Source organism: Breoghania sp. JC706, assembly GCF_037026715.1.
GTDB lineage: Bacteria > Pseudomonadota > Alphaproteobacteria > Rhizobiales > Stappiaceae > Breoghania.
This window is the reverse complement of sequence record NZ_JBANCG010000002.1, coordinates 341,897-368,085: the sequence shown is the minus strand read 5'-3', so window position 1 is coordinate 368,085 and position 26,189 is coordinate 341,897. Positions and strand designations below refer to the sequence as shown.

Annotated in this window: 27 protein-coding genes; 10 read left to right on the top strand and 17 right to left on the bottom strand. The window is 65.1% G+C overall.

From position 1 onward, the window contains the following. Position 1 precedes the first annotated feature (1 nt). The 10 genes from V2L18_RS04775 (at position 2) to sctU (ending at position 8,328) form a co-directional block, all read left to right on the top strand. A complete protein-coding gene (locus V2L18_RS04775) occupies positions 2–751 on the top strand; it encodes a hypothetical protein (RefSeq protein WP_336176665.1) in 750 nt (249 codons plus the stop codon). Beyond that, entirely contained in the window at positions 748–1,455 is a 708-nt protein-coding gene (locus tag V2L18_RS04770) for a hypothetical protein (RefSeq protein ID WP_336176664.1), read from the top strand. The genes V2L18_RS04775 and V2L18_RS04770 overlap by 4 nt, the downstream gene beginning before the upstream one ends. Beyond that, positions 1,452–2,834 carry a type III secretion system ATPase SctN gene (gene sctN / locus V2L18_RS04765; protein WP_336176663.1) on the top strand — a complete coding sequence of 461 codons (1,383 nt, stop codon included), beginning with the start codon at positions 1,452–1,454 and terminating at the stop codon, positions 2,832–2,834. The genes V2L18_RS04770 and sctN overlap by 4 nt, the downstream gene beginning before the upstream one ends. Further along, positions 2,831–3,310, top strand: a complete 480-nt coding sequence (locus V2L18_RS04760) for a YscO family type III secretion system apparatus protein (RefSeq protein ID WP_336176662.1) — start codon at positions 2,831–2,833, stop codon at positions 3,308–3,310. Before sctN ends, V2L18_RS04760 begins: the two co-directional genes overlap by 4 nt. Then, the gene (locus V2L18_RS04755) at positions 3,307–4,107 is read left to right on the top strand and encodes a hypothetical protein (protein ID WP_336176661.1); all 801 of its coding nucleotides are present in this window, start codon (positions 3,307–3,309) and stop codon (positions 4,105–4,107) included. Before V2L18_RS04760 ends, V2L18_RS04755 begins: the two co-directional genes overlap by 4 nt. Then, the gene (locus V2L18_RS04750) at positions 4,104–5,192 is read left to right on the top strand and encodes a FliM/FliN family flagellar motor switch protein (RefSeq protein ID WP_336176660.1); all 1,089 of its coding nucleotides are present in this window, start codon (positions 4,104–4,106) and stop codon (positions 5,190–5,192) included. The genes V2L18_RS04755 and V2L18_RS04750 overlap by 4 nt, the downstream gene beginning before the upstream one ends. A gap of 147 nt (positions 5,193–5,339) precedes the next feature. Beyond that, entirely contained in the window at positions 5,340–5,978 is a 639-nt protein-coding gene (gene sctR, locus V2L18_RS04745) for a type III secretion system export apparatus subunit SctR (protein WP_336176659.1), read from the top strand. A gap of 8 nt (positions 5,979–5,986) precedes the next feature. Next, complete coding sequence (sctS, locus tag V2L18_RS04740; RefSeq protein ID WP_336176658.1) at positions 5,987–6,256, top strand: type III secretion system export apparatus subunit SctS; 270 nt, start codon at positions 5,987–5,989, stop codon at positions 6,254–6,256. Between the two features lie 9 nt (positions 6,257–6,265). Beyond that, on the top strand, positions 6,266–7,141 hold the full coding sequence (sctT, locus tag V2L18_RS04735) for a type III secretion system export apparatus subunit SctT (protein WP_336176657.1): 876 nt from the start codon (positions 6,266–6,268) through the stop codon (positions 7,139–7,141). Next, the gene (gene sctU, locus V2L18_RS04730; protein ID WP_336176656.1) at positions 7,138–8,328 is read left to right on the top strand and encodes a type III secretion system export apparatus subunit SctU; all 1,191 of its coding nucleotides are present in this window, start codon (positions 7,138–7,140) and stop codon (positions 8,326–8,328) included. Before sctT ends, sctU begins: the two co-directional genes overlap by 4 nt. 19 nt (positions 8,329–8,347) lie before the next feature. On the opposite strand, the gene V2L18_RS04725 is transcribed toward sctU, so the two are convergent. The 17 genes from V2L18_RS04725 to V2L18_RS04645 form a co-directional block, all read right to left on the bottom strand. Beyond that, a complete protein-coding gene (locus tag V2L18_RS04725) occupies positions 8,348–8,803 on the bottom strand; it encodes a hypothetical protein (protein WP_336176655.1) in 456 nt (151 codons plus the stop codon). A 150-nt stretch (positions 8,804–8,953) separates the two neighbouring features. Further along, a complete protein-coding gene (locus tag V2L18_RS04720; protein ID WP_336176654.1) occupies positions 8,954–10,363 on the bottom strand; it encodes a hypothetical protein in 1,410 nt (469 codons plus the stop codon). Positions 10,364–10,434: 71 nt separating this feature from the next. Further along, the gene (locus V2L18_RS04715) at positions 10,435–10,884 is read right to left on the bottom strand and encodes a hypothetical protein (protein WP_336176653.1); all 450 of its coding nucleotides are present in this window, start codon (positions 10,882–10,884) and stop codon (positions 10,435–10,437) included. Between the two features lie 28 nt (positions 10,885–10,912). Continuing rightward, positions 10,913–11,374 carry a hypothetical protein gene (locus V2L18_RS04710; protein WP_336176652.1) on the bottom strand — a complete coding sequence of 154 codons (462 nt, stop codon included), beginning with the start codon at positions 11,372–11,374 and terminating at the stop codon, positions 10,913–10,915. 140 nt (positions 11,375–11,514) lie between these two features. After that, positions 11,515–11,982 carry a type III secretion system chaperone gene (locus V2L18_RS04705; protein WP_336176651.1) on the bottom strand — a complete coding sequence of 156 codons (468 nt, stop codon included), beginning with the start codon at positions 11,980–11,982 and terminating at the stop codon, positions 11,515–11,517. A gap of 28 nt (positions 11,983–12,010) precedes the next feature. Further along, positions 12,011–12,499: a hypothetical protein gene (locus tag V2L18_RS04700; protein ID WP_336176650.1), complete on the bottom strand. Its 489-nt coding sequence runs from the start codon at positions 12,497–12,499 to the stop codon at positions 12,011–12,013. A gap of 22 nt (positions 12,500–12,521) precedes the next feature. Further along, on the bottom strand, positions 12,522–15,299 hold the full coding sequence (locus V2L18_RS04695; protein WP_336176649.1) for a glutamate cyclase domain-containing protein: 2,778 nt from the start codon (positions 15,297–15,299) through the stop codon (positions 12,522–12,524). A 667-nt stretch (positions 15,300–15,966) separates the two neighbouring features. Further along, on the bottom strand, positions 15,967–16,434 hold the full coding sequence (locus V2L18_RS04690; RefSeq protein WP_336176648.1) for a type III secretion system chaperone: 468 nt from the start codon (positions 16,432–16,434) through the stop codon (positions 15,967–15,969). 100 nt (positions 16,435–16,534) lie between these two features. Continuing rightward, positions 16,535–17,818, bottom strand: coding sequence for a TRAP transporter large permease (locus tag V2L18_RS04685; RefSeq protein ID WP_336176647.1), 1,284 nt, complete (start codon positions 17,816–17,818; stop codon positions 16,535–16,537). Next, positions 17,815–18,363, bottom strand: coding sequence for a TRAP transporter small permease subunit (locus V2L18_RS04680; protein ID WP_336176646.1), 549 nt, complete (start codon positions 18,361–18,363; stop codon positions 17,815–17,817). Before V2L18_RS04680 ends, V2L18_RS04685 begins: the two co-directional genes overlap by 4 nt. Positions 18,364–18,455: 92 nt before the next feature. Then, the gene (locus V2L18_RS04675) at positions 18,456–19,505 is read right to left on the bottom strand and encodes a TRAP transporter substrate-binding protein (RefSeq protein ID WP_336176645.1); all 1,050 of its coding nucleotides are present in this window, start codon (positions 19,503–19,505) and stop codon (positions 18,456–18,458) included. A 35-nt stretch (positions 19,506–19,540) separates the two neighbouring features. Next, positions 19,541–20,356, bottom strand: coding sequence for a putative hydro-lyase (locus V2L18_RS04670; protein ID WP_336176644.1), 816 nt, complete (start codon positions 20,354–20,356; stop codon positions 19,541–19,543). Between the two features lie 604 nt (positions 20,357–20,960). Further along, positions 20,961–21,896 carry a LysR family transcriptional regulator gene (locus V2L18_RS04665; RefSeq protein ID WP_336176643.1) on the bottom strand — a complete coding sequence of 312 codons (936 nt, stop codon included), beginning with the start codon at positions 21,894–21,896 and terminating at the stop codon, positions 20,961–20,963. Between the two features lie 214 nt (positions 21,897–22,110). Continuing rightward, complete coding sequence (locus V2L18_RS04660) at positions 22,111–23,625, bottom strand: serine hydrolase domain-containing protein (RefSeq protein WP_336176642.1); 1,515 nt, start codon at positions 23,623–23,625, stop codon at positions 22,111–22,113. Between the two features lie 58 nt (positions 23,626–23,683). Next, entirely contained in the window at positions 23,684–24,430 is a 747-nt protein-coding gene (locus V2L18_RS04655; protein ID WP_336177011.1) for an ABC transporter ATP-binding protein, read from the bottom strand. An 8-nt stretch (positions 24,431–24,438) separates the two neighbouring features. Next, positions 24,439–25,278, bottom strand: coding sequence for an ABC transporter ATP-binding protein (locus V2L18_RS04650; RefSeq protein ID WP_336177010.1), 840 nt, complete (start codon positions 25,276–25,278; stop codon positions 24,439–24,441). Positions 25,279–25,287: 9 nt separating this feature from the next. Beyond that, positions 25,288–26,187: an ABC transporter permease gene (locus V2L18_RS04645; protein WP_336176641.1), complete on the bottom strand. Its 900-nt coding sequence runs from the start codon at positions 26,185–26,187 to the stop codon at positions 25,288–25,290. Positions 26,188–26,189 lie beyond the last annotated feature (2 nt).

The following is a 26,189-nucleotide window of genomic DNA, read 5'->3' as shown; positions in this document are numbered from 1 at the left end:
CGTGGAAACGACGGGCCCCTCCGCACCGCCTCTCCCCTTGCCGGCCAGTCTCGCCGCGCTCGGCGATCTCGCCCTGCTGGCCGCCCATATCGCGCGCCCACTTTCCCATCTGCACGCGGATCACCTCGTCCTTCCCCCGCTGAACGCGGGCGATCTTCGCAAGATCGCCGCGCTGCCGCCGTTTCGAAAGCCGCTGAACCTTGCGCTTTCCCGGCATCTGGGCCTGACGGATCTGGCCATCGAGCCACGGCTTGCCGAGGCGCTTGCCGGAAACGCTGATGCGAAACTGGCGGTCGCCTTCCTCAAACTCGCGCCCGATAGGCTGCTGGAGATATCGAGATATTGCGCGGCGGCGCAGCTTTATCCGCAGATCCGGGCCTGCGTTCTCAAATCGACCCGGCAGAAGGCGCAGGCGATCCTCGGGGCGGAGGCTTTCGTGGTCGCGCTGCGCGAGGTTCCGGTCTTCTTCCCCAATCTGCCGGTGCGCAGCGCGCATGTGCGCCTTGAAGCCGAACTGGACAGGGAACAGGTGGACAGGGAGCCGGCGGACGAGGCCGGGCCGCACGTGCTGGTCCTGGAGGGGCTGAAAACGCTGATGGCGTTTGCCCGCGCGACGCACCGGACGGCGGCGACGCTGCTCGCCTTCCGCTTCCCCAACGCCCTGCGCCGGCACCTCCACACCGGCGACACCATCAGCGAAATCCAAATCTTGGAGCTGAAAACGCTGCTTGCCCGCAGGGGGATCGCATGACCGGCCTCGTCTATGATCTGCGTACGCTCGAACACGCCGTCTCGAGCGGCGACGGCGTGCTGAAGGCCCGCGAGATGGTGCCGCTCGATGAGGCGCGCGGCATCGTTCTCGCCGCCCGGCAACACGCACACGACATCCGCCGGGACGCGGAAGAGCACCATCGCGCGGAAAGGGAACGCGGCTACCGGGAGGGGCGGCAGGCGGCGGAAGAGGATGCGCTGTCGCGGCTTCTCGCCGAAGCGGCCCATCTCGACACGAGGCTTCGGCACCTGGAGGCGGATCTGGCCGAGCTGGTGAAATCCTGCGTGCGCAAGATCATCTCGACCTTCGACGATCTGCGACTTGCCGAGGAAGCGGCGGCGGGCGCGCTGCGCAAGATGCGCCACGAAAGACAGATCCAGATCCATGTCGCCCCCGGTCTCGCGGCAGCTTTCGCGCCGGTCGCCACGCGCCTTGAGACGCTGTTTCCCGAAGCCAAGACCATCGATCTGATCGAGGATGCGGCTCTTATTGCGCCCAATATCATCGTCGAATCCCGGATCGGCCGGATCGAATGCGATCTCGGCGACCAGATCGACCGGATGGAGGCCATCATCGATGCCGCGGTCGCCAATCTTGCCACGATACTGGGCGCGGAGCCCCCGGTTGAGGGCCTCATAGCCCCCCAGGCCGATGGGGGCAACCGCGACGGGGATGCGCCATGACGGGCGCGAAGCCGGAGGGCCATGCGGCGGCCATCGCCCGGCGGCGGGCGCTGCTCGATGGCCGGCTTGACCGGTTCGCCCCGGCCCTTTCCCGGGCGCTCGGCGAACACGACGCCTACCGGATGAGCGGGCGGGTGACCAAGGTCATCGGCACGATCATCCATGCGGTGATCTCCGACGTCCAGATCGGCGAGATCGTGGAGCTTTACACCCGCAAGACCGGCCAGCGGCTGATGGCCGAGGTCGTGGGGTTCGCCGGACAGGAGGCGCTGCTGTCGCCCATCGGAGAGACCCACGGCGTCGCCCCGCGCACCGAGGTCCATCCAACGGGCCGCGTGCAACAGGTTCCCGTCGGCGAGGGGCTCAAGGGCCGGGTTCTGGACGGCATGGGCAACTTCATCGACGGCAAGGCGGAAGCGTTCACGCCGCAGGCCCATTACCCGGTCTACCAGGACCCGCCCGACCCGATGACCCGGCGGATGATCGACAGCCCGATTTCCATGGGCATCCGCGCGCTCGACGGCATCCTGACCACCGGCGAAGGCCAGCGGATGGGGATCTTCGCCGCCGCCGGCGGTGGCAAGTCCACGCTCCTGTCGATGCTGGTCAAGGGGGCGGACGTGGACGTGACCGTGATGGCGCTGATCGGCGAGCGCGGGCGCGAGGTGCGCGAATTCATCGAACATGACCTCGGCCCGGACGGCATGGCCAAGGCCATTCTGGTGGTCGCCACCTCCGACAAGAGTTCCATGGAGCGCGCCAAGGCGGCCTTCGTGGCCACGGCAATCGCGGAATATTTCCGCGATCAGGGCAAGCGCGTGCTGTTCCTGATGGATTCCGTCACGCGCTTTGCCCGCGCCCAGCGCGAGATCGGTCTTGCGGCGGGCGAACCGCCGACGCGGCGCGGCTTTCCGCCCTCCGTCTTCGCCAACCTGCCCAAACTGATGGAGCGGGTCGGCATGAACGACAAGGGCTCGATCACCGCCATGTACGCGGTGCTGGTGGAGGGCGACGACATGAACGAGCCCGTGGCGGACGAGACCCGCTCCATTCTCGACGGCCACATCATCCTGTCGCGCAAGCTGGCGGCCTCCAACCATTACCCGGCCATCGACATTCTCGCCTCCAAGAGCCGCGTGATGACGGCCATCGTCTCGCCGGAGCACCGGGAGCTGGCGGGCAAGCTGAACAGCCTGCTGGCCACCTATGCCGATGTCGAGTTGCTGGTGAAGATCGGCGAATACAAGCAGGGCAGCGACCCGGCCGCCGATCAGGCGATTGCCAGATACGGCGCGATCAACGACTTCCTGCGCCAGCGCACCGACGAATTCGACACGTTCGACGACACGCTCGCCAAGCTGAAAGCCGTCCTCAAATGATCGGCAAGTTCGCGATCCTGGCGCGGGTCAAGGCGACGCGCGAGGACGCGGCGCTGCGGGCGCTGACCGCCAAGCGCGAAGAATTGCGCCGGGCGGGCCGCATCAGGCAGGAGCGCGAACAGGCGGTGGCGCAGAGCGAGGCGACGCTGATCGAGCGCGAGGACGCGATCTTCCGGCCGATCATGATGAAGCCGGTCAGGCACGAGGCCATCGACGAGACCAAGGAAAAGGTCCTGCTTCTGCAAAAGGACCACGAGCGGCTGAAGGACGAGCTGGAAATGGCGATCCAGCAGTGCCGGCGCCTTGCGCAGGAGGAGGAAGATGCGCGCCGCGCGTATCAAGCGGCACAGAAGACCCGCGAAAAATACGACACCATGCTCGACGACATGCGCATGGAGCAGTTCATGGCCGCCGAGGGCAAGGAAGAAGCGGAGATCGAGGACTTGTTCTGCAAGGCACGGTCCCTTCCCCTATGACAAACGTTGATCGCACCACCGCCGCCCACGCGCGGCACGCAAGCCTTCCCGGCATGAGCGGGCGCGAGGGGCGTTCGGAAAACGGGTTTTCGAACGGGGGCGCCGAAAACGGCTTTGCGGACGGACACGACTATCCGAAGGGATCGGGCTCCGGCGGGAGGCACAGACGGATGCCCGGCGGCGCGTTCGACGAGCGGCTGGCGCGGTTCGAGGAACGGCTGACGCAGGCCCGCAATGAGGGGCGGGACGCCGAAGAGCGAGGCGTCCAGGGAGCGGGCAAGCGCCATGGCGAGGCGGGACAGCCCTTCGTGCTTCTGGCCAGTCTCGAGGTCCCGCTTTGCGACAGGAGAGCCTCTCCCCTTCCCGATCGCGCGCCCGTCCCCCAAGGAGAGATCGCGGCACGCATCGACAGGATCGTGCAGGTCGTCGGCACACGCCTCGACGCCGCCCTGCGCCCCGGTCCCGCCCCCGTTCCGGCGACGTTTTCGCTAAGCATCCCGCACGATGGCGCGGCCGGGGCCCTGTCGGGCTTTACCGTCCGCATGGACGGCGCGACGCTGACGGTCGGCCTCGTCTTTCGCCACGGTGTCGATCCCGCAGATCCCGATGCGGCGCTCCTTGCCGCCGCCACCCAGCTCGCCCATGCCCTGCAGGCGCGCTACCCCCGTCACGGCGTGAAAGTCTTCCAGCAAATCCGGTCGCCCGATGATGAGGCCGGCGACGCGGACGCCACGATCGAGCCGGGCGGGGGTTCCGACCTCGGCACGCTCTTCCGGCAGCCGGAGCGCGGGCGATGAACGCGCCCAACTGGCAGGCGCGCGACCTGCGGCTCGATCTTGAGGATGTCACGCTCTGGAACGCGCTGATGAGCCATGCCGACCAGCCGGTGGAGCTTGCCGAAAAGAACGCAACCTTCGGCTTTCGCCCCGCGCCTTCTGGACCGCGGGACGGGCTGGTCCGACAGATCGGTTTCGGCGGCACCGAACGGCTGTTTCTTCAGGTGGAGCAGTTTCCCTTCGCCGCGATCTGCGGTGTGGACCTGGATGTGGACGATCTCGCGGACATGCCGCCCGTCCTCTCGCAGGCCCTGCTGGACGGCATGGCATGGACGCTGATCGGCGCGCTGCCGGACTTTCTCGCCGAAAGGGCCGCGCTTGACGGCTCCGTTTTCGCCGATCGGCTGTCGACGGACGATGCTGCAGCGGCGGCGCAGTGGTTTTCGTGCAGCCTGTCAGGCTTCGGCGATGCGCCGATCCTGTTTCGCGTCGGGATCAGCCCGGCCGACCTTTGTGCGCTCCTGAAAGCGCAGGCGCCTGCCGCCCGGCAGGTTCACAGCCGTCTGCGCTCACGGATCAGGACGCCAGCGTTGCGACTGGCCGGCAAGGCCCGGCTGCCGGTTCGCGAGATCAGGGCGCTGGAAGCGGGCGACGTGGTGCTGTTCGGCGCGCTCGCGCAGGCGGAGACCCGCGCGGTGCTGGCCGATGGCCATCTCTACACCTTCGAGAAGGCGGAACAGGACTGGCGGTGCCTTTTCATCAAACCGTTCAGCGGAGACGAGCCCATGGAAACCGAAGCCGCAACCGCGCGCACCGAGGACGAGACCACGCCGGAACCCGCGCGCGAGCCGAAACAGGAACCGATAGCGGCCGCGCCCGTCCTGACGGCGTCCGTCACCTTCAGCCTCGGCTCAGCACTCGTGACGCTCGACGAGATCGAGGCCTGGCAGGTGGGAGCGGCGGTGCCGCTGCCCGCAGAGATAAGCGCGGACGCCACGCAGGTGACGCTCAGGGTCCGCGATCAGGTCATCGCGGAAGGCGACCTCGTGCGCCTCGACACCCGCCTCGCCGCCCGACTGACGCGGGTCTTTCTCGGCGAAGCCTGAGGGCGCGGTCCCATCAACGGGGCCCATGAACGGGGCTCAAGAACGGGGCGGGAATGGCGGTGAGCGGACAAGGCCGCGAGGGGCCGAAACGACGGGGAACCGGCTCACGATCGACACGCTGCGCGAAGGGAGGCTTTCAGGCGGGACATGGATCCACTCAATCTCATCATGGTTCTGGCCGGCGCCGCGCTGGTGCCGTTTCTGGCCGTCGTCGCCACATCCTTCATCAAGATCGCGGTGGTGCTGCTGCTGGTGCGCAACGCCCTCGGCGTGCAGCAGATCCCGCCCAACATGGCGCTGAACGCGCTGGCGATCATCCTGTCCGGCTACATCATGGCACCGGTCTTCATCCAGACCTACGACATCCTGAAGGACGGGCATTTCTCCTACAATTCGCTGGAAGGACTGCAGCAGACCTACAACGCCGCCAAGGGGCCGCTGCTGGGCTTTCTCGATCGCCATGCCGACGAGCGCGAGCGCCAGTTCTTCCTGAAGGCGACCGCCGCGCTGTGGCCGCCGGAGCTGGCGGCGCGCGTCGATGCCGACAACATCGCGGTCATGCTGCCCGCCTTCACCGTCAGCCAGCTGCGCGAGGCCTTCGAGATCGGCTTCCTGCTCTATCTGCCGTTCATCGCGATCGACCTGATCGTGTCCAACATCCTGCTTGCCATGGGCATGATGATGGTCTCGCCGCTGACCATTTCGCTGCCCTTCAAGCTGTTTCTCTTCGTCATGGTCGACGGCTGGTCGCGGCTCATTCTCGGTCTGGTGAAAACCTATGTGTAGGGCTGCCGATGTCCCCGTCTGATATCGTCCATGTGATCACGGAATCGATGATGCTGGTGCTGCTGCTGTCGATGCCGCCGATCATCGTGGCCTCCGTCGTCGGCATCGTCGTGAGCCTGCTGCAGGCGCTCACCCAGATCCAGGAACAGACCCTCTCCTTCGCGGTCAAGCTGATCGCCGTCGCCATCACCATCGCCGCCACGGCCGGGCTCCTGGGAAGCGAAATGCTCACCTTCACGATGAAGCTTTTCGACAATTTCCCGGACCTGATCCGCTAGGCGCGCGCCATGGATGCCCTTCTCACCCTCTTTCGCGGCTTCGAGGATCTGATCCTCGCGCTGCTGATCTCGCTGCCGCGGCTCTACGCCTTCATCGCATCGGCGCAGATCCTCAATGCCTCGGCCGTGCCGAAACTGGCGCGCAACGCCACGATCCTCAGCCTCGCCCTCCCCGTCATTCCGGCCAATCTCGCCCATGTCCCCGAGATCGGCCACGACCTGCCGACCTTCGCGCTGTTCTTCGCCAAGGAGTATGTCGTCGGCTTCGTCTTCGGCTACATGATCGGCTGGCTGTTCTGGACGGTGACCTCCGTCGGCGACCTCATCGACAACCAGCGCGGCGCGGCGATCGCCTCCAGCATCGATCCCCTTCAGGGCCACCAGACATCGCCGCTCGGCAATCTCTTCTCGCAGGCCTTCGTCACCTACTTCTTTTCCGTCGGCGGCATCCTCACCGTCATCGGCATCCTCTACCAGAGCTTTCTCCTGTGGCCCGTGACGAAGACCATTCCGCTGATCTCGGCAGATTTTCCCGTCCTCGTGCTGGACGTGCTCGATCTCGGCGTGCGCACCATGTTCATCATGGCGGCGCCTGTGGTGGCGATCATGTTCCTGTCGGAATTCGCGCTCGCGCTCGTCAGCCGCTTCGCGCCGCAGATCCAGGTGTTCATCCTCGCCATGCCGATCAAGAGCGCCATCGCACTCTTCATCCTGATCTTCTACGTCGGCATGTTGCTGCCCCATGCCGCCGGGCAGCAAAGCCAGTTCGCGATCTGGGTGGACCGGCTCTACGAGCTCCTCGCCGTCGGGGAGAGGGCCGGCTCCGACAGCGTGCCCGCACCCGAGGGCTCCTCCGGGCCGAGCAATGCGGGAGGACGGCCATGAGCGGGCAGTCATCCGGCGAGAAGACGGAACAACCAACCCCGAAAAAGGTTCGCGACGCGCGGCAGAAGGGGCAGGTCGCGCGCAGCCAGGAGGTGGTGACCACCGTGACGCTCGCCGCGGTCATCGCCTATATCTGGATGATGTCGCGGTCGATCTTCGACACGCTCGCCGGACTGATCGACCAGATCGCAGCGCTTCACGGGCAGGATTTCCGCACCGCCGCGGCGCAGGGGATCGCCACCGCCTTCCATGACAGCGCGCTGATCGTCCTGCCGATCCTAGGGGTGGTGATCGCCGCCGCGATCGCCTCCAACTATCTCCAGTTCGGCAGCATCTTCGCCTTCGAGAACATCATGCCGAAGCTGGAGAAGGTGAACCCGGCGCAAGGTGTGAAGAAGATCTTCTCGATGAAACAGCTCGTGGAGACCCTGAAGTCGATCGTCAAGATCGTGTTTCTCTCGGTGCTGCTGTTCTACGTCGTGCGCGGCGCCATTTCGCCCTACATGAACGCGCTCGGCTGCGGCATGCCCTGTCTCGTTCAGGTCACCGCCGGGATCCTGAAGGAGACCCTGCTGTTTGCCGGCCTCGCCTTCGTCATCGTCGCCGGTCTCGACTTCATGTACCAGCGCCACAGCCACACCAAGAGCCTTATGATGTCGAAGGACGAGGTGAAACGGGAATACAAGGAAAGCGAGGGCGACCCGATGGTGAAGGGCCAGCGCAAGCAGCTCGCCCAGGAACTCATCATGGGAGACGGCGTGGAGCGCGCCCGGAAATCCACCGCGATGGTGGTCAATCCGACCCATTTCGCGGTCGCCATCGACTACCGGCCCGGCGTCACGCCGCTGCCGACGGTGGTCGCCAAGGGCCGCAACCTCCATGCCCACCGGTTGCGCGCGGAAGCGGAACAGGCCGGCGTGCCGGTCTTCCGGCACCCGCCGCTTGCCCGCGCGCTCTACGCCGATACCGACATCGACGCCTATATCCCGGACGAGTGGTTCGGCGTCGTGGCCGAGATCCTGACATGGGTGGAGGCCAACAGGGAGCACCTCTACAAGGCTCCCTCCGAGCGCGGCGCCCTCGACATGGAGGCGGGCGACCACCGCGCGGCGACCGCGTCGTCCGCCGGCGAAGGCGCATCGCCGTTTGCCGACATCTTCAACAAGTCCGACCCTTTCACGCCCTGACGCCAGTGTGCGGCAGCCGTTATCGCTGCGGCGCGGCGGAGCGTTTCGGCAGCCGGTAGGTGCGGCAGGGCCCGTTGCTCGCGACGAGGTCGTAGCCGATCAGATCGAACCAGCGCGGCGCGGAGGCGCGCTGCGAATAGGAATGGGAAACCAGCGGAATTCCGCCGCACCGGTCCTGCAAGGCGCGGAAGTGCCTGGCCAGAAAGCGCACGGAGGGGATGTCGGGACGGAAGAACCGTTCCTTTGCGAGAAACCCCGTCTCGATCGCGCCGTCACGGACCGACCAGGCGAAAACGGCGAGCACCTCGCCTTCATGCCGGATCGCATCGGCCTGTCCGATGGAAGCCAGGCGAGAGAACATTTCGCGCGCCTGCGCCATGTCGGAACCGGCGAGATCGATTTCGCGGGCCGATTCCGGATCGAGACGGGCGAAAACAACATCGATGTCGTGATCGGTTGCCGGAGTTGCGTCCATCACAGAGCACCCTTGATTTACCGGCGGTTGCCTCAACCCGCTCCGAGCGTTCGCAGCGCAACGGTCCGCGCCGCCCGGGACAAGCGTCCGGGAACCGAACGTCAGGCTCACGGTGGAGAAATCGATGGGAACAGGGTTTTCTCCTGCCCTTCACACGGTCTCTGAGGAAACGTCATTGGCGTTTGGCTGGTCGTTTGCTGCGTCAAAGTACCGGACCAGAGAAGCAATCTGATCGCCCACGAAGGCTCCGCCATGAACCCCGCCGTACCACGATGCGAGAAACGTCGTCATTCCGAGTGCACCGCGTGCCCAGCCGCTTGTATCCGGCCCCGCCACTAGCGGCGCAATCATGTTTCCGACAACGGCACCCACGACCTTTCCGAAGTAATCGTGGCCGGCATTCTCTCCGTTCTCGGTTATCTTTTTGATCGCCTTTTCAGCTATTTCCTTAATCTTGATATCTGAAAATTGCGCCGGTTGTTCCTGATCAAAGTCTTCTGTGAAAACCGCTTGCCTCAATACGTCGGTAACGACACCCTGGACCAGCCCGCCCAGCAAAGACGCAACCGTTTTTGAAGCAGCGTCGACCCATGGGTCCGCTTGCGCATCAACGAGCCCGCCGCGCAAGGCATATGCTGCGACGAAGGCACCGGTGACCGGAGCGTCGAGCGTTACCAGTTCATCGCGGAATTGATTGTCCATTGGCGTGTAAGTGGTCGCCGACAGCAATGAGTTCATGACACTCGAAACCGTCGTGGAAACCGTCGTGTGGATTACTCCGATGAATACGCCGCCAACGACACTCGCGATCGGGCCTGCGATGGCCTCGCCAACGGCAGGGGCAAGTATGGCCTTCGCCCCTTCTTCCACCAAGGGCTTGAGGCCGAAGGTAAAGGCCGTTGACACCATCTGCACAAGCCCGGCTTTCAACGACTGTCCTACGTCGATCGGACAATTGCAACAACCGCCGGGGCCCTGATCCTCTTCCGATGTTGCAATATCGAGTATGTATTCAACTGAACTCTGAGAGTCGCTCGACTCGACACTTGAATATGTCGACGCACGGTAGATCGTAGAAGATATCTCGCTTTCTTTCTCATCCGGATCGACTATAAGAATTTCTGACGAGGAAGAAGAAGATCTGTTGACATCCCTGGATGCTTCGACAATGTTCGACGAAGTTTCCCCGCTGCGAGAGCGCGAACCGCTGCTGCTGAGAAGATTGCCCTCGTCGAAGCTGAGATGCTCCGATTGGTCATCAGCCTCGCTGAGAGCATCGAGAAAATCATCGCCGTCAAATGACCGACTGTGGCTCGCGTGCGCAGAGCTGGTCTCCTGCGCGCCCAGGTTTATCGACGACGACATTGCGCTTGCCAGACGCCCCGAGCCGTTCCTTATCCCGTTGGAGGAGCTTGCACTGATCGATCGGGCATTGAGGTCTACGCTGTCGCTGTTGCTGTCGAGCCGGGAAGATCCCTGAATAAGGCTTCCCTGAAGCGACGCGGCCGGATTGTTGTTGGTAGGTCCCGTCAGGCACACAACCGTGTCCTCCCGTAACATATGCGGAAAATGTCATTTGGCGACGCTCAGGCGGACGGCGGTCACGCAGGTGGCGGTCAGGCAGGTAGCGTTCAGGCAAAGACCAGTTGATCCGTCGTCCCGGCGGCGTCGGCCGCCACCAGTTCCTGCAGGTACCAGCGCGAACAGGTCGTCGCCCGGACCGCGAAATCGTCCATGTGCTCGCGCAGGCCTTCCGCATCGAAGCGGCGGATCATCAATTCCTGCTCGACGTAGAGCGACTTGCTGCGTTCATCGACATGCAGGCAGTAGCCGCCGGCGAACAGGTGGTAGGCGTTGAACTCCGCGATGGCCGTTTCGCGTACCTGGGCCTCATCGTTCTCGTTGTAGAAGACCATCGTCGACAAAAGCATGGTCCCCTCCGGGCCAAGCCGGAGCTGAAGGATCCGGCCGCGCGCCTCCAGCATGTAGTCGTCCGCATCCTCGATCTGCGAGGGGATCTTCCCCCGGGCGATCAGGCAGTCCCTGACGAGGCTTCGGAACGCGTCCTGCGATGTACTCATCCGATGTCCTTTCCTCGGCCTGTCGGGGTCAGACCCGTATCAGGGCCTCATCGCCCTGTTGCAGGGTCCGGCGATCGTCGCAGCGCGCGTCTTCAAGAACCGCATCGAGCAGCGCACGTGCAGGGCGCAGACCATCGCAGACACGATGCGCCACCCCGGCGGCCTCGCCCGGCGCCATCTCCGGAACGTCCAGGCTCTTGCCGAGAACAAGGGCGTTGCCTTTCAGGAAGAAACCCATGGTCAGGCCGCTCTCGAGCTGAACGGTCGCGTTGTAGCGCCGCGCGGCCGCCGCCCCGCCGGCGATTTCCGAAGGCTGCAATATGCGGATATCGGCCCAGCAGACGGTCCGTCCGTTCTGCGTGTCCTGCGTCAGTCGAAGGATCTCCCCATCCATGCGCAGCACGAGGTCGTCTCCCTCGGCGACCACAGCACCGACCCGTGGATCGGCTGCGAGCGCGGCAAGGAGTGTGTCGTTCAGATATCCGCCCATCGGCAATGCTCTCCCCCCGGCGCGGCCGTGGCCGCACCGTGCCCGGTTTTCCGGACGTTTTCTCCATATCGAAGACCTGGCCGCGCGGGACTGGCGCGAGGGACTGGCGCGCGACCGCGATTTCGCCGCAAGCCGCCCCTTCAGAGCCCGAGGAAACTGCCGGGCTCCGCCCCGGAAGGCACCGGCGGGCGTGCGGGCGCGGTCTCCTCGCTTGATCGGATGTACCAGGTGCCGACATTGGCGGCGCGGTCGGCGAAATCGATGAGCTGATCACGGATGGCGCGCGGATCGAGCGTCTCCAGACGGTGCGCCCGGCACAGATAGAGCCGTTCCGTCTCCCGGTCGTGCAGAAGCGAGAAGCCGCCGTCGAACAGGTAGTGGACGTTGAAGCCGCAGACCAGATCCGCCCGCACCGGCACATCCGGCGGCGCCATGTAGACCATCGCCGCAAAGGTCACGAGATCGCCGCGCCCATTGGCCTTCAGCTCGATCCAGCGGTCGCCCACCTGGAACATGTAGCTGTCGCCGTCCACGGACCCGACCGGCAGGCCCAGAACCTCGCAGCACTTGGTGACATAATCGGCGAACCGGGTGTTTTCGCTCGTCATGATGTTGCTTCCTCCTGGTTCGCGCCGATCAGTTATGGATGATGACGGCATCGCCGTCGGAGGCACCGGAGCCGGCACCGTTGCCCGCACCGTTGCCGGCGCCCGTGCTGGCGCTGGCCGCGGCCCGGGCCAGCATCGCGGCGGCGGCCTCGGCTTGCCCCGCCACTTCGGCGACCAGATCCAGGCCAGCCTCAAGGCCCAGCGCGTCCTGGTCGATGCTGCGGCCGAGCATGATCAGGTCGGCGTTGCGGTTGATGCCGACGACCAGCCCTCTTGCGAGAAGCGCATCGCTGGTAAAGGCCATGGCCGCCCGTTCGAGAACATCGAAACCGGCATGGTCGGGCTTCTCCAGTTCGCTCCACACCACCACCCGGTTGGCGTTCGGGTCCAGATTGACATGGACCACCCGTTCGCCGACGCCGACAAAGGCGCCGTCATCGTTGTAGCCGGCCGACCCGGCCCCGAAACGGGCCTCGCAGCGGGACGAAAAATCAACAAGTGCTTGCGGCAAGGACATCGCATGCCTCCCTTTTCAATCTTCAGTTCACGGGCACCGGAGCAAAGATGTTCCGGAACCGCAGGAAAGTGTCGTTGTGCGAGGTGTCGTTCGGGCTGCCCGATTTGCCACCCTGTGTCGTGTAATCCGGGCCTATGCCAAGCGGGACCCTGCCCTGGTTCGTCGTCCATCTCTGAGCGGCTTCCTCGCGCGTGCCCATCCGGCGACCATCGACCGTGTCCAGGTTTTCCTTGTTGACGCCGTCGATCGACATGCCGTTTTCGGCGAGATAGGCGATCGTTGCGTTATACGCATCGATTGTCGTATCGAGCTGTTCGCCAACATCCTGCTCGTCATGTTGTGCCAAGCCAGCCAGCAGCGACATGGACACCGCCATGCCGCCATTGTTGGAGACGGTGCTCAGCAGCATAACATCGGTTGCCAGGTCCTTCTTCGCGCCTATCACCGAACCGCCCTTGACGAAGGGCAGCAGTTCATGATCGCGGCCTTCCGACGTCATGAACTGGATGCCTCCGGTGCCCAGCTCGTTTCCGCCATCGCCGATGCCGATGGTGAACGGATGGAAGTCGAGTGTGTCGTCGCCCAGCAGGGGGCTGAGGTCGAGATTGAAGGGCGCGACGTCGACACCGACCATGCTGTAGGAACCGCCATCGAGTTCGGTCACGCTCGGCCGTTCGATGGAGATCATCGTGTTGACGTTCATGCCCTTGAGCCGCGCGCCCGCCTCACGCACCGCCTCCTGGGAGGCTTCGCGCCGCTCGCGGATCTGTGTTGCACGCTCCTCCGGATCCGAGGACAGCGCCTCAGGCGGCGCATTGGGAACCGCGACATCCGGAACGATGACGCTCACCCCGGCCTTGAGGTCAACGTCGTTGCGCGTGAGGAGCTTATGATTGCCATCACCGGCATCGACGCCCTGCTTCAGCGTCGCGAGGCCAACGCCCAGCAGGGACGAGATAAGGGAGGCTTCCGCCGACGGATCGGTCACGAAGGCGACCGGCGTGCCCTTGTCCAGAAGGGTGTTGCCCATGAGGACAGCACCCGGAGGGCCATCGTTTTCGCCCTCGACCCGCGCACGGGTGTCATTGTTCACGACCGTAAAGCCGGTCATGATGCCGACGGGTTCTCTATCGCCGATATTACCGACATCCCGATTGCGGATGACGACGTCCATCAGCTGGGCCGTGGCCGCCCTTAGTTGCGCGCCCTGGTCATTGAGCGGGGCGATCTTGTCGATGCCGCGGGTTTCCCCAAGGGTCATCACCGTGCCGAGCTTTTGCAGCTTGGCGGGCATGTCCGTGTCCTCCAAAGCCGTAGAACGCTGTTGCGCCGTCTCGGTCATGTTTTCGGTTCGCGGCCCGATGGGCGCGCTCAGGCGTTCATTGGGGACGAACGTGAAGCGCGGGGCTTCCGGATCGAAATTCGGATTATCCAAAGGAAGACCGAATGCCGGATTCCTCGCCAGATTCTGCTCTGCGTAGAACCTCTCGATCTCGTCGTTCCCCGTCACCATCATCTGATGGAGCAGTTCGAAGGCTTCCTGATAGCTGCCGGCATTCGTCGCGCTGTTGGAGATTCGCACATCTTTCTCGGCCTGGTCATTTTCCAGGTTCTGATGGAAGACCTTGACCGAGCCCAGCGCATTCACCTCGTTGCCGCCGGCATCGTCCATCGTCCGTTGCAAGACGTTCGCCAGCACGGTCGCCGAAGTCAGACCGTTGGCGATGGAGGGACGGATGGTCTCATTCGCGCCGCCATAGTTCATGCTGCCGACGGTCAGCGCGAGGTCGAGAGGGCCGGCGTTTTCGTCGTATTGAACGCCGAGATCGTCCGAGACCAGAGTGGCGACGATCGACGCCTGATTGATGAATTGGCTTGCGCCCCCGCCGTAACTCGCCTCCAGCGCGCCCTTCATGGCCGGATAATGCGTGCAGCACAGCATCGACAGGTCGGGCGTGACGCCCTCGTTACCCTCATTGCCAACGCGGCGGTCATTGTTACCGCGCATCGCGTCGAGGATACCGGCCGCTTTCGCCGGGTCGGCCCCTTCGCGCGGAGTGTCCGACTTCAAGTGCTCGATCGATTTGCCCAGCGCAGCCGCACTGTTCTCGTTGGAGACCCGAACCAGTTCAGCACCTTCCGTTTCGACGGTGCCGCCCTCCACCGCCTTCACCCAGGGCTGGTTGCCCCGGCCTTCCACGACGATGGTCCGCTCCTCGCCGTTCAGCTTGAGGGAGATGACATGATGGGTGATCGTATCGCCCGTGTCGCCGACGCCCTGATTTTTGGCTGAACCGAGGATCTGGACGTCCGTAACGTTGTCTTCCATACCCCGAAGCGCTTCGAGCATCTTCGTGGGGTAGGATTCAGATCCCGCCGTGCCGTTGGTCGAATCGACGCGAACAAACAGAGGATCGCCGCTCTTCGGCCGATCTTCCAGCATGCCAACCGCGTCCAGCGCCCCTTTTTCGGCGGTTTTGGAAACGATCTCGTGGACATGGGTCTTAAAATAGGCCTTGAAGTGTCCGACCTCGACACCGCCCTGTTGATCCTGCACGTCACGGGCAAGGTCGCGCAGACCCTGCTCGACCGCCGGCGGCAGCGGCTTCGGCCCGTCGCTGCCCTGAACGCCTGCGAAATCGTTTTTCGCAAGCTCAGCGCAGAACTTGGCCATCAGATCGACGGCCCCTTCCTTGCGCACGGAGGCGGAGTTGCAGGCGATGATGACATTCTCGGCGACCCTGCCATCCATCTCGCCCTTGGAATTGGCCAGGGGCATGATCATCGGCCACAGCGCCATGACCGCCGTGTAGGCTTCCGCAACCGCCGGCTGCTTGTCGCCGATCGGCAGGCAGAAATAGGAACCCAGCTGGCGAACCTCTCCCTTCAGATGAGCCGCGGTCATGCCCCCGCCCATGCCGCTGTCCAGAAGAGCGAATTTCAGCTTGCCCTGAGCCTGCTGCACCTCTTCGCCATGGACCGCCTGGGACTGCGCCGAAACCGCACCGGTTACCCCCTGGTTCGGAGCCGTATTCGGGACCCTGCCCATTTCCACAAAGCACATATCAAATTCTCCTGGAGCCCAAGCCGGCCCGAAACGTTCGCCTGAGGTCTTGCGAACGCTCGTCCAGTCCCCCCGGAGGGCTTGCCGAGAAGCCTTCCGGTCTGATCATCACGCCCCGCCGCGACGCCTTGTTGAGGAACGGGCGGCCCGCGCCTCACGCCCTCGCGGCGGGACTGTTCATTCGCTTGCGGGAGAGAATTCCTTAAGGGAAGATCCGCAGCTATGCTGTTTGGGACAGTTCCGGAAAATTATCGGAGCGGAAGCTTCGGTTCCCGATCCGGCGATCGGAATGCTGGCGGGCGTTCTCTTAAAAATGAGAATGCAAAGCGTCATTCCCAGACGGACATCCGCCCGTCCAAGGCCACCTTCAGACGCATATCCGGCACGTTTGTCGTGCCGGTGCTCATATTTCGATGAGGTTTCCCGACGCTGGGGACGAAGAACCGCCGCCGCCCGCGGGCGCGGTCTCCTCGCTCGTACGGATGTACCAGGTGCCGACATTGGCGGCGCGGTCGGCGAAATCGATGAGCTGATCGCGGATGGCGTGCGGATCGAGCGTCTCCAGACGGTGCGCCCGGCACAGGTAGAGCCGTTCCGTCTCCCGGTCGTGCAGAAGCGAAAAGCCACCGTCGAACAGGTAGTGGACGTTGAAGCCGCAGACCAGATCCGCCCGCACCGGCACGTCCGGCGGTGCCATGTAGACCATCGCCGCAAAGGTCACGAGATCGCCGCGCGCATTGGCCTTCAGCTCGATCCAGCGGTCGCCCACCTGGAACATGTAGCTGTCGCCGCTCACGCTGCCGACGGCGAGGCCCAGAACCTCGCAGCACTTGGTGACATAATCGGCGAACCGGATGTTTTCGCTGGACATGATGTTGCTTCCTCCCGGTTCGCGCCGACCCGGAAGGAATGATGACGGCTTTGCCCCGCCGCGTCCACGCCGGGCGGCACCGCCGGGGACGGGCGCCGCGCTATTGCAGGGCGTGCGGCAGATAGAGCGCGATTTCGGGAAACGCGACGAGCGCCACGATCATCAGCGCCATGGCGATCACGAAGGGGATCGTTCCGAGCATAACCTCGCTCATGGTGCCGCTCCTGCGCGCACCCTGCACCACGTAGAGGTTCAGGCCCACCGGCGGCGTGATGAGCGCCATTTCCACCAGCACGATCATCAGGATGCCGAACCAGATCGGATCGAAGCCGAGGCTCACGACGAGCGGCACGACGATGGGAATGGTCACCACCATCAGCGACAGCGTCTCGATGAAGAAGCCGAGCACGATATACATCGCGATGATGACGACGATGGTCATCAGCGGGCTCAGCCCCAGCCCCTCCAGGAAACCGCGCAGCTCGTGGCCAAGCCCGCCGGCCGACAGGGTGAAGTTGAGGAAGGAGGCGCCGATCACCACCAGCATGATCATCGCCGTGATCTTGACGGTGCCGATCAGGGCGTCGGTGATCATCCGCGCGTTCACCCCGCCAAAGAGCAGCGCGATGAGCAGCGCGCCGCCAACGCCGACCGAGGCGGCTTCGGTGGGCGTGGCCCAGCCCTTGTAGATGGAGCCGATGATCAGCGTGAACAGAAGAACGATCGGCAGCAGGTCGCCAAGGGCCCGCATCATCTGGCCGAAGGGAAAGAAACGCCGCTCGCCGCCCAGCTCCGGCCAGATCGAGCAGATGACGCCGGCGACCAGCACGAAGCTCAGTGCCAGCAGGATGCCGGGCACCAGTCCCGCCACGAAGAGCTGGGGGATCGATGTCTGGGTCAGGAAGCCGTAGACGATCAGGTTGATGGAGGGCGGGATCATGATGCCAAGGGTGCCGCCCGCCGCGATCGCGCCAGAAAACAGTTTCGGATCGTAGCCGAGCTTTTCGGCTTGCGGCATGGCGACTGTGGCAACCGTCGCCGCGGTAGCGACGGAAGACCCGGAGGTGGCGGAGAACATGGTCGAGGTGGCGATGTTGGCGTGGATCAGCCCGCCGGGCAGCCACGACACCCAGCGGTCGAGGGCGGCATAGGTGCGGGTCGCCAGACCGCTGCGCACCAGGATCTCGCCCAGCAGCACGAAGAAGGGAATGGCGATCAGGGTCGCGCTGTTGGACGACGACCAGACAAGCGGCCCGAGCCCCCGGATCAGCGGAAACGGGCTGAAGAAGGCATCGATGCCGAAGCCGAGAATGAACAGCACGATCCCGACGGGGATCGACAGGCAGAGCAGGCCGAGCAGGCCGGCTGTGACGGAGGCGATCATGGCATGGCCTCCTGTTCGGCGAAGGCGCCGATGGCGAATTCGGATTCCTCGAACCGGCCCTGAAGGACGAGAACGAGCGCGGCCACGAAGGTCAGCCAGGCCATGACGGCGAACCAGACCCAACCGGCCAGCCACGGCACCTGCACGAGGGCGAGCGGGGTTTCCAGCGGGGTGTTGGCGCGCGAGGCATTGCGCAGCGACCGCTCCACGACGGGCCAGCAGCCCACCGCGATGGCGGAGATCGTGCCGGACAGGACCAGCATGGCGAAGAGATCGAGAACACAGCGCCCGATCCGGTTGACCTGGGCGCGCAGGATGTCGATGCGCACATGGGCCAGTTCGAGCATGGCAAAGCCCATGCCCCAGGCGCTGGCGATCGCCATGACGTAGCCGGAAATCTCGTCCGTCCCGCCGAAGGAAGCCCCCAGTCTGCGCAGGACGATATCGACCAGCACCGTTGCCGCGCACAGCAGGAACAGCAAGCCGACCACGACCGCGATCATCCTGTTGAGCCGGCGCAGCACAAAAAGCGTCTTGCGAGCCATCGAAGCCCCCTTCAAGGCGTATTGGTTCCGTGCCGTTTCCCGGCCGGGCGACAAGGCCCGGCCGGGAAACATCGTGGCGAAACGGGTCGCGATCAGTCGGTCGGGATCGAGACGTTGACGACCTTGCCGACGCTGGCGTTCCAGCGTTCCGCCCAGTCCTTGCCCGCACGGCCGGCCCAGTCGGGCAGCACCTCGGTCTCCAGGATCTTGCGGGCCGTGGCCATGTCGGCCTCGCTCGCAGGCACCAGAACCATCGAGCGCGCCTCGCCGGACTTGCATTCGCCCTTGCCCGTCAGGCACGCCACGTCATTGACCAGCGCCCCGTCGGCGGCCGCCCAGGCCGGATCCTCGAACTTCGACTTGATCAGGGTGGAGATCATGTCCCGGTCCTCGGCCGAGAGGCTGTCCCACTTGTCCTTGTTGATGGCGGTGACGACCGGGTCCCAGCCGCCCAGCGGCAGGGTCAGCAGATGCGAGGACACTTCCCACCAGCCGGCGCTGTAGCCCGAACCGGCCCCCGTCACGGCGCAATCGACAACGCCCTTCTGCAGCGCGCCCGGCACCTCCGAGAACGACACGTTCACGCCTTCGGCGCCCAGCGCTTCCAGGAACTTCGCCGTCATGCGGCCGGAGGCGCGGATCTTGAGGCCCTTCAGATCGGCGAGGCCAGAGATCGGCTTGTTGCAGAAGACCACCTGCGGCGGATAGGGCGCGATCGCCAGGACATGGGAGTTGAAGCGCGTCTCGAAGATATCCTCGACCATCGGCCGGGCCGCATCGACGGCCGCCTTTTCCGTCTCCGCATCGAGCGCGAGGAGCGGAACGTCCAGACCTTCGAGCTCCGGCGCGTCCGCGACCGCATAGTCGCCGACGGTCATGGCAACGTCATAGACGCCGTCGCCCAGCATGCGAAACACGTCGCCCACGCCGAGCCCCATCTCGTTGTGGGTGGTCAGATTGACATTGATCTTGCCGCCGGAGGCTTCCGGCAGGGTCTTTTCCCAGAACGGCTTTTCGAACTGGTTGTGCAGCGGAAGGCTGGACCAGCTGCCGACGACGGCCAGGTCCTCGGCCAGGGCGGTGGCGGGCGCGGCGGCGGCAAAGGCCGCCGTGACGGCACACGCAACGAACAGTCTCTTCATCGTGTTTCTCCTCTGGGTTCAGGTCATTCTTGGTCTTATGGTTTTTGGTAGACGGGCACGTCCGCATCGTCGGGAATGTCCGTCAGAAGCATGTGGCCCGGCTTGTGGGTGATGCAGATCGGGAGCTTCGCGTTGCGGATGACGGCCTGGGGCGTGACCCCGCAGGCCCAGAACACCGGCGTATGCGTGGCAGGCATGGGCACCGGGTCGCCCCAGTCCGGCCTTGAGAGATCCGCGATGTCGATCGCCTTCGGATCGCCGATATGGACGGGCGCACCGTGGGCGAGCGGGAAACGGCTGGACAGGGCAACCGCCTCCTCCACCCGCTCGCTCGGGATCATCCGCATGGACACGACGCAGCCGCCGTGGAAGGGGCCGGCGGGCACCGTGGCGAGCGAGGTCCGGTACATCGGCACGGTGGTGTCGTTGCTGATGTGCCAGACATCGATGCCGGCCTCCAGCAAGGCATGCTCGAAAGAGAACGAACAGCCGAGCGCGAAGGCGACGAGATCGTCGCTCCAGATCCCGCTGATGTCGGTGAGCGTGTCGTCGAGCTCTCCGTTGCGATAGACGTTGTAGGCGGAGATGTCGGTGCGGATGTCGATGTCGGCGCCCAGCGTGAACATGTGCGGGTTGCCGGTGTCGGACACGCCGATCAGCGGACAGGGCTTCGGATTGCGCTGGCAGAAGCGCATGAAATCAAGGGCATAGGCGGCGGGGGTGATCACCACGTTCGCCTGCAGGCATCCCTTGCCCAATCCCGCCGTATGGGAGCGGTATTCGCCGGTGCGGATCGCCTGGCGCTGAGCGTTCGTGGAACGCTGCCGCAATGTCTGATAACTCGTGAGCACGTTTGTAAGTCCCCCATTTCTTACAAGCGTTGAGCATCCGCAGTATAACTTCAAATTGATTGTTTTTACTTATATTGATAAATTTATTTTATCCTCCCTCGTAGCCCGGACAGCTCTCCTCCCCCTGCGCCACAGAGCGGGTTTCCGCTAGCGCGTTTCATGGTTTGGCGGCAAGCGGATCGCAAGTCCTTGAGCTGCCGCCCATCCTTCGAAACGCCCGCTTTGCGGGCTCCTCAAAGCCTGGCCCGGAAATGCTATCGGGCTATGCGCTTTCGGCTATTCCCCCTCATGCCTCACCGCCGTCATTGCCCGGCGTAGTCCGGGCAATCCACCGCCAGCCGCAGCATCCGGGGCGAGCGCTGGATCACCCGGACTTCGCCGGGTGATGACGATGGAGGGGTATGAAGGCGCGTGGAATTCAAGGCGAAGAACCGGTTACCATTTCCGGGCCGGCCTCTCAGGATGACGTTGTGTGTATTGACGGATTGCAGAAACGGCAACACGCCTGAGGAGGCGCGACAGCGCCGTCTCGGAGGATGGGCGACCTGCTTCCCTCCAACCGCAAAACCGCTCACCGCCGACACAGTCGCCGGGGTCGTGCCGATCAGGTCGGCCCGATCGGTTCGCGGCCCGCTCTCGTGTCGTTCTCCACATGCCACGCCTCGGCGATCGAGCCGGAGAGCGCGGCGGCCGCTTCGACCAGATGATCGTGCGGATCGCCGAGATAGGATGCGGAAAAGCGCAGTTCGCTCGGCCGCCAACCCGGATCGAACTCCCGTATGCTGCCTTCCCTCACCAGCTTCTGGCCAAGCACGCGCGGCAGCGCGGCCACCCCCAGCCCCGCCTCCACGAGCCGGAAACAGGCCGACAGCGAGGACGAGGGAAAGACCGAGACATCCGGCCCGACGGCATCGAACAACTGGCTTTTCAGCTCGCGCCAGGGCCGGGTATTGCGGGCGTAGGAAATGACGGGCTTGTTTTCGAACAGCCGGTGCGCGCCTTCGCCCGGATCGGCGATGTCGGCCGCGACGAACCAGGCCAGTTCGAACCCCGGCAGGGCAACGTTGTCGACCGAATATTCCGAGATCGGCCCCAGCAGGAACGCCAGGTCGATCTCGCGCGCCAGAAGGGCGGCGCGCAGGTTGACCGAGATATCGACGTTGATGTCCACCTCAAGGCGCGGATAGCGGCGATGCAGCGCGTAGACGAAATCCGGCAGCCAGCATTGCGCGACCGTCTCCGACGCCCCCACCCGCAGACGCCTGTCGATGCCCTCGGGTGCGACGACCACTTCCTCGACGCGGCCGGCAAGCCGTTCGAACTGCTCCGCATATTGCAGCAGCAATTCGCCCCGCTTGGTCAGCTTCATGCCGGATGTCTGGCGCTCGAAAAGGGCGACGCCGAGACTGTCCTCCAGCTTGCGGATGCGCGTGGTCACGGCCGGCTGCGTGAGGTTCAGATGCTGCGCGGCCTTCTGCATGCCGCCGCTGCGGGCGACGGCCAGAAAGGCCCGGATCTGATCCAAATTCAATGCGCGCATGGCGGCGACACCTCAGCTGGGCCGGCAACGGGTGGGGCCCTGCCTGGCCATGAGCGGACAACAGATTGTCACCGCCTCCGCTGGAAGCGTCGACTCTGTTTCCCTGAGGTTATCTTACACACCGCCTCTGCCGCAGTAAGAACCGTTCAGCCGTTCCTTGCCACCTTCCGCAAAGTCCGCGCGCCTGTTGCGCTCATCCGCGCTCGAGCATCCCTCATGCCATGCGGCGACATTCGATCATCCGGGCGCGCGAGAGCGCCAGTTCGAACCGGTCGGCACCGAGCCTGTTGAGGCAGATCCGGCGGGTCCAGGGGCCGTCGTTGAGCGTGAAGAGATAGCGGCCCTCGCCCAGCGGCGTCAGCGGCATCGCCCGCCGCGTCGGCCCCGCGCCCATTTCCACCGCACCGCCCCGGATCGACAGCACCGCGCCGAACTCCGGCGAGCGCCACTCGCCTTCGAGATCTTCGGGAACGGACAGTCCGCCGCGCACCGGCAGATAGCGCACCGGGACATGACCGGCCTCGCCGACGACGGCCTTGCCTTCCATGCGCAGGCGCAGATGCGAGGTCGGCGACAGGCTGTCGACCCAGCCGTCTCCGGCGGGATAAAGCGTCACCTCGTCATCGAGACGGGCGGCGGTTGACGGGCCTACCTCCATCCAGTCGGCACCTGTCTCGGCAACATAGAGCCCCGGCACCAGCGTCGATCCGGCCTGCGGCAGGGCCTCGCCGAGGAGCGCGGCCATCACCTTCTGCGCCGCCTCAGACGTGTTGGTATCGTCGCGATTGGCGACGACCACGCAGCCCGCGCCCGTCTCCGGATCGAGCAGGATGTAGGTCTTGTAGCCGGGCTGCGAGCCGCCGTGGCCGACCAGTTCGCGCGTGCCGACCATCTGCCGCCGCATGCCGAGGCCGTAGCCGGTGGGCCGGCCGTCCGCGAGATGACGGCGCGCGGTGAGGCCCGAGAGCCGGCCGGCAAAGCCGCCCTCGCCGCGCAGCAGCGCCGCGCCCCAGCCAGCCAGCGCATTGGCACTGCCCGTGAGGCTGCCGGCGGCGGACAGATGCATGCCCTGAAGCCCGACGCGCCAGCCCTGGCCGTCATGCCAGTAGCCGGGCACGAGGCCTTCGACGGGATCGGTCCACATCTCCAGCGCCCGCATCTTCAGGCCCAGCCCCTCGCGAATCTCGCTTGCGACGAAATCGTCGAACAGCAGGCCGTGGCGCCTCATAGCCTCTTCCACCAGACGGTAGCCGCCGTTGGAATAGTGCACCTCGGTGCCGGCCGGATAGTTCGCCCGCTCCATGCCCGCATGGAAGGCCAGAAGCGGTTCGGCCTTGGTCTCGGTGAAGATCGACAGGCCGATCAGCGTCAGGCATTCGCGCGTATCGGGCACGCCGCCGGACATGTCGAGCGCGCGGCCGACGGTGATCTGCCCGAGTGCAGGCTGCAACTCCGGCAGATGGTGGCCGAGCGGATCATCGAGCGAAATCGTTTCCGGGTGGGCGAGCACGAAACTGGCGAAGACGTGCTTGGTGACGGAGGCGTAGCGCACGATCGTGTCGGGCGTGAAGGGCGCGCGGCTGGCGAGGCTCGCAAGTCCGCCTGCGGCCGCAAATTGCGGGCCCTGCGCGGTGAAGCCGACGATCGCGCCTCCCGGAGCGCCGGCCTCCCAGCCGGAGGCCACACGCTCTGCCGCAGCCCGGGCGGCGTTCCAGGAAAGCTCCGTCACTTTGTCCGTGTCCTCTTTCGCCCGCTGCGGGGCGCAATTCGCTGCCCGGCGGGATCTCTCACGCGTCTTGAAGATCTTCCAGTCCGACGCTCAGCCGGCGCAGTTCCTGGGTATGGGGATGGCTGACATTGCCCGCGCGCAGGTCTTCCACGCTCACCTGCTCGACCATGTGGCCGTGCTGCATCACGCCGACGCGGCCGCACAGATGCGAGATGACCGCCAGGTTGTGGCTGACCATGACATAGGTCAGCCCGTGTTCCTCACGCAGGTCCGCCAGCAGGTTCAGCACCTCCGCCTGCACCGATACATCGAGCGCGGAGGTCGGCTCGTCGAGCAGCAGCACCTTCGGCTCCGCGATCAGCGCGCGGGCGATGGCGACGCGCTGGCGCTGGCCGCCGGAAAGTTGGTGCGGATAGCGGAAGCGGCTCGTGCGCGGCAGGGCCACGTCGGCCAGCACCTTGTTGATGCGCCGGTCGATGTCGCCGATCCGGTTGACGAGCAGGATCTCCGACAGGATGCGGTCGATCGTCTGGCGCGGGTGCAGCGATCCGAACGGATCCTGAAACACCATCTGCACCTTGCGGAAGAACTCGCGCGAGCGGCGCTTGGGCACCGCCTCGCCGTTGAACAGGATGCGGCCGTCCCAGTTCTCGTTGAGGCCCGACATGGCGCGCAGCACGGTGGACTTGCCCGATCCGCTTTCGCCGACGATGCCGAACGTCTCGCCCCGGTCGACCTCGAAGCTGACGCCCTTGACCACCTCGGCGCTGGAGAAGCTGATCCGGAGATCCTCGACCTCGATCATCCTGTCGCTCATCGCGCCGTCTCCTCCTGCCAGCTGTCCTCGCGGGTAAGCACCGGCAGCCGGTCGCGCGGATGCATCAGCGACGGCATGCAGTTGAGCAGGCCGCGGGTGTAGGGATGTTGCGCGTTCATGAGATCGGACGCCGCCATTTCCTCCATGATCTGACCGGAATACATGACGCAGACCCGGTCGCAGAAATGCGAGACGAGCGGCAGGTCGTGGCTGATCAGGATCAGCCCCATGCCGCGTTTTTCAACCAGATCGTTGATGAGGCGCAGGATCTCCGCCTGAACCGTGGCATCGAGCGCGGAGGTCGGCTCGTCGGCGATCAGCAGTTCCGGGTTCGGCGCCAGCGCCATGGCGATCATCGCGCGCTGTCCCATGCCGCCGGAAACCTCGTGCGGGTAGGAGGCATAGACCTTCTTGGGATCGCGGATCATCACCTGGTCGAGCAGGTCCAGCGTCGCTTCCCTCGCCTCGCGCGCGGAGCCGCGCTTGTGCTCGCGCCAGGCTTCGTCGACCTGCGAGCCGATGGTCTTGACCGGGTTCAGCGAGTATTTCGGATCCTGCAGCACGAAGCCGACGCGGCCGCCGCGGATCTTGCGCATCTGCCGTTCCGACGCCTTCAACACGTCCACGTCGTCGTAGCGCAGCGTGTCCGCCGTCACCTCAGCGGTCTTCGGCAGGAGCTTCATCAGCGCCCGAGCGGTGAGCGACTTGCCCGAACCGCTCTCGCCGACGATGCCGAGCTTCTCGCGCCCGAGCGACAGCGAGATGCCGCGCACAGCCTCGAACCGCTTGCCGCGGCTCGTGAAGGCGATGCGGAGGTTCTTGATGTCCACCAGCATCGTCATCTCTCAGTTCTGCTTCGGGTCGAGGACATCGCGCAGCCCGTCGCCAAGGAAATTGAAGGCCAGCGACACCAGCAGGATCGCCATGGCCGGAGACAGCGCCACCCACCATTCCTGCAGCATGAAGCGCTTGGCGATGGCGAGCATCGCGCCCCATTCCGGCGAGGGCGGCTGCGCGCCCATGCCGAGGAAGCCGAGGCTGGCGGCGGTGATGATGATCGACGACATGTCGAGCGTCACGCGCACGATCACGCTGGGCACGCAGAGCGGCATGATGTGCCGGAACACGACGCGGCGCGGCGAGGCGCCGGCCAGCCGGCAGGCGGCGATGAAGTCGGAACTGCGCACGGTCAGCGTTTCGGCACGCGCGATGCGGGCATAGGGCGGCCAGGCGGTGAGCGCGATGGCGACGATGGCGCTCTGGACGCCGGGATGAAGGGCCGCGACCAGCGCCAGCGCCAGGATCAGGCGCGGGAAGGACAGGAACACATCGGTGACGCGCATCAGCACGGTGTCGATCCAGCCGCCGAAATAGCCGGCGACGCAGCCGACCACGAGGCCGACGGGGGCCACGACGATGACGATGGAAATCACCATGCCGAGCGTCACCCGGCCGCCGTAGAGAATGCGGGACAGGATATCGCGGCCAAGCTCGTCTGTGCCGAGCCAGTGGGCGGCACTCGGCCGCGCAAGGCGGTGGGCAAGATCCTGCGCGGCCGGATCCCACGGCGCCAGCAGCGGCGCCAGGATCGCCAGCCCCCCGAAGAAGATGACGATCGCGAGACCGATCATCGCCAGCGGATTGCGGCGCAGCGCCAGCCAGATCCGGTAGCGTCGGCCCCAGGCAGCCTGTCGGCGGGACGTGGGCGTGTCATCCAGCGCCCATGTTCGGAAGGTGGTCAGCACGT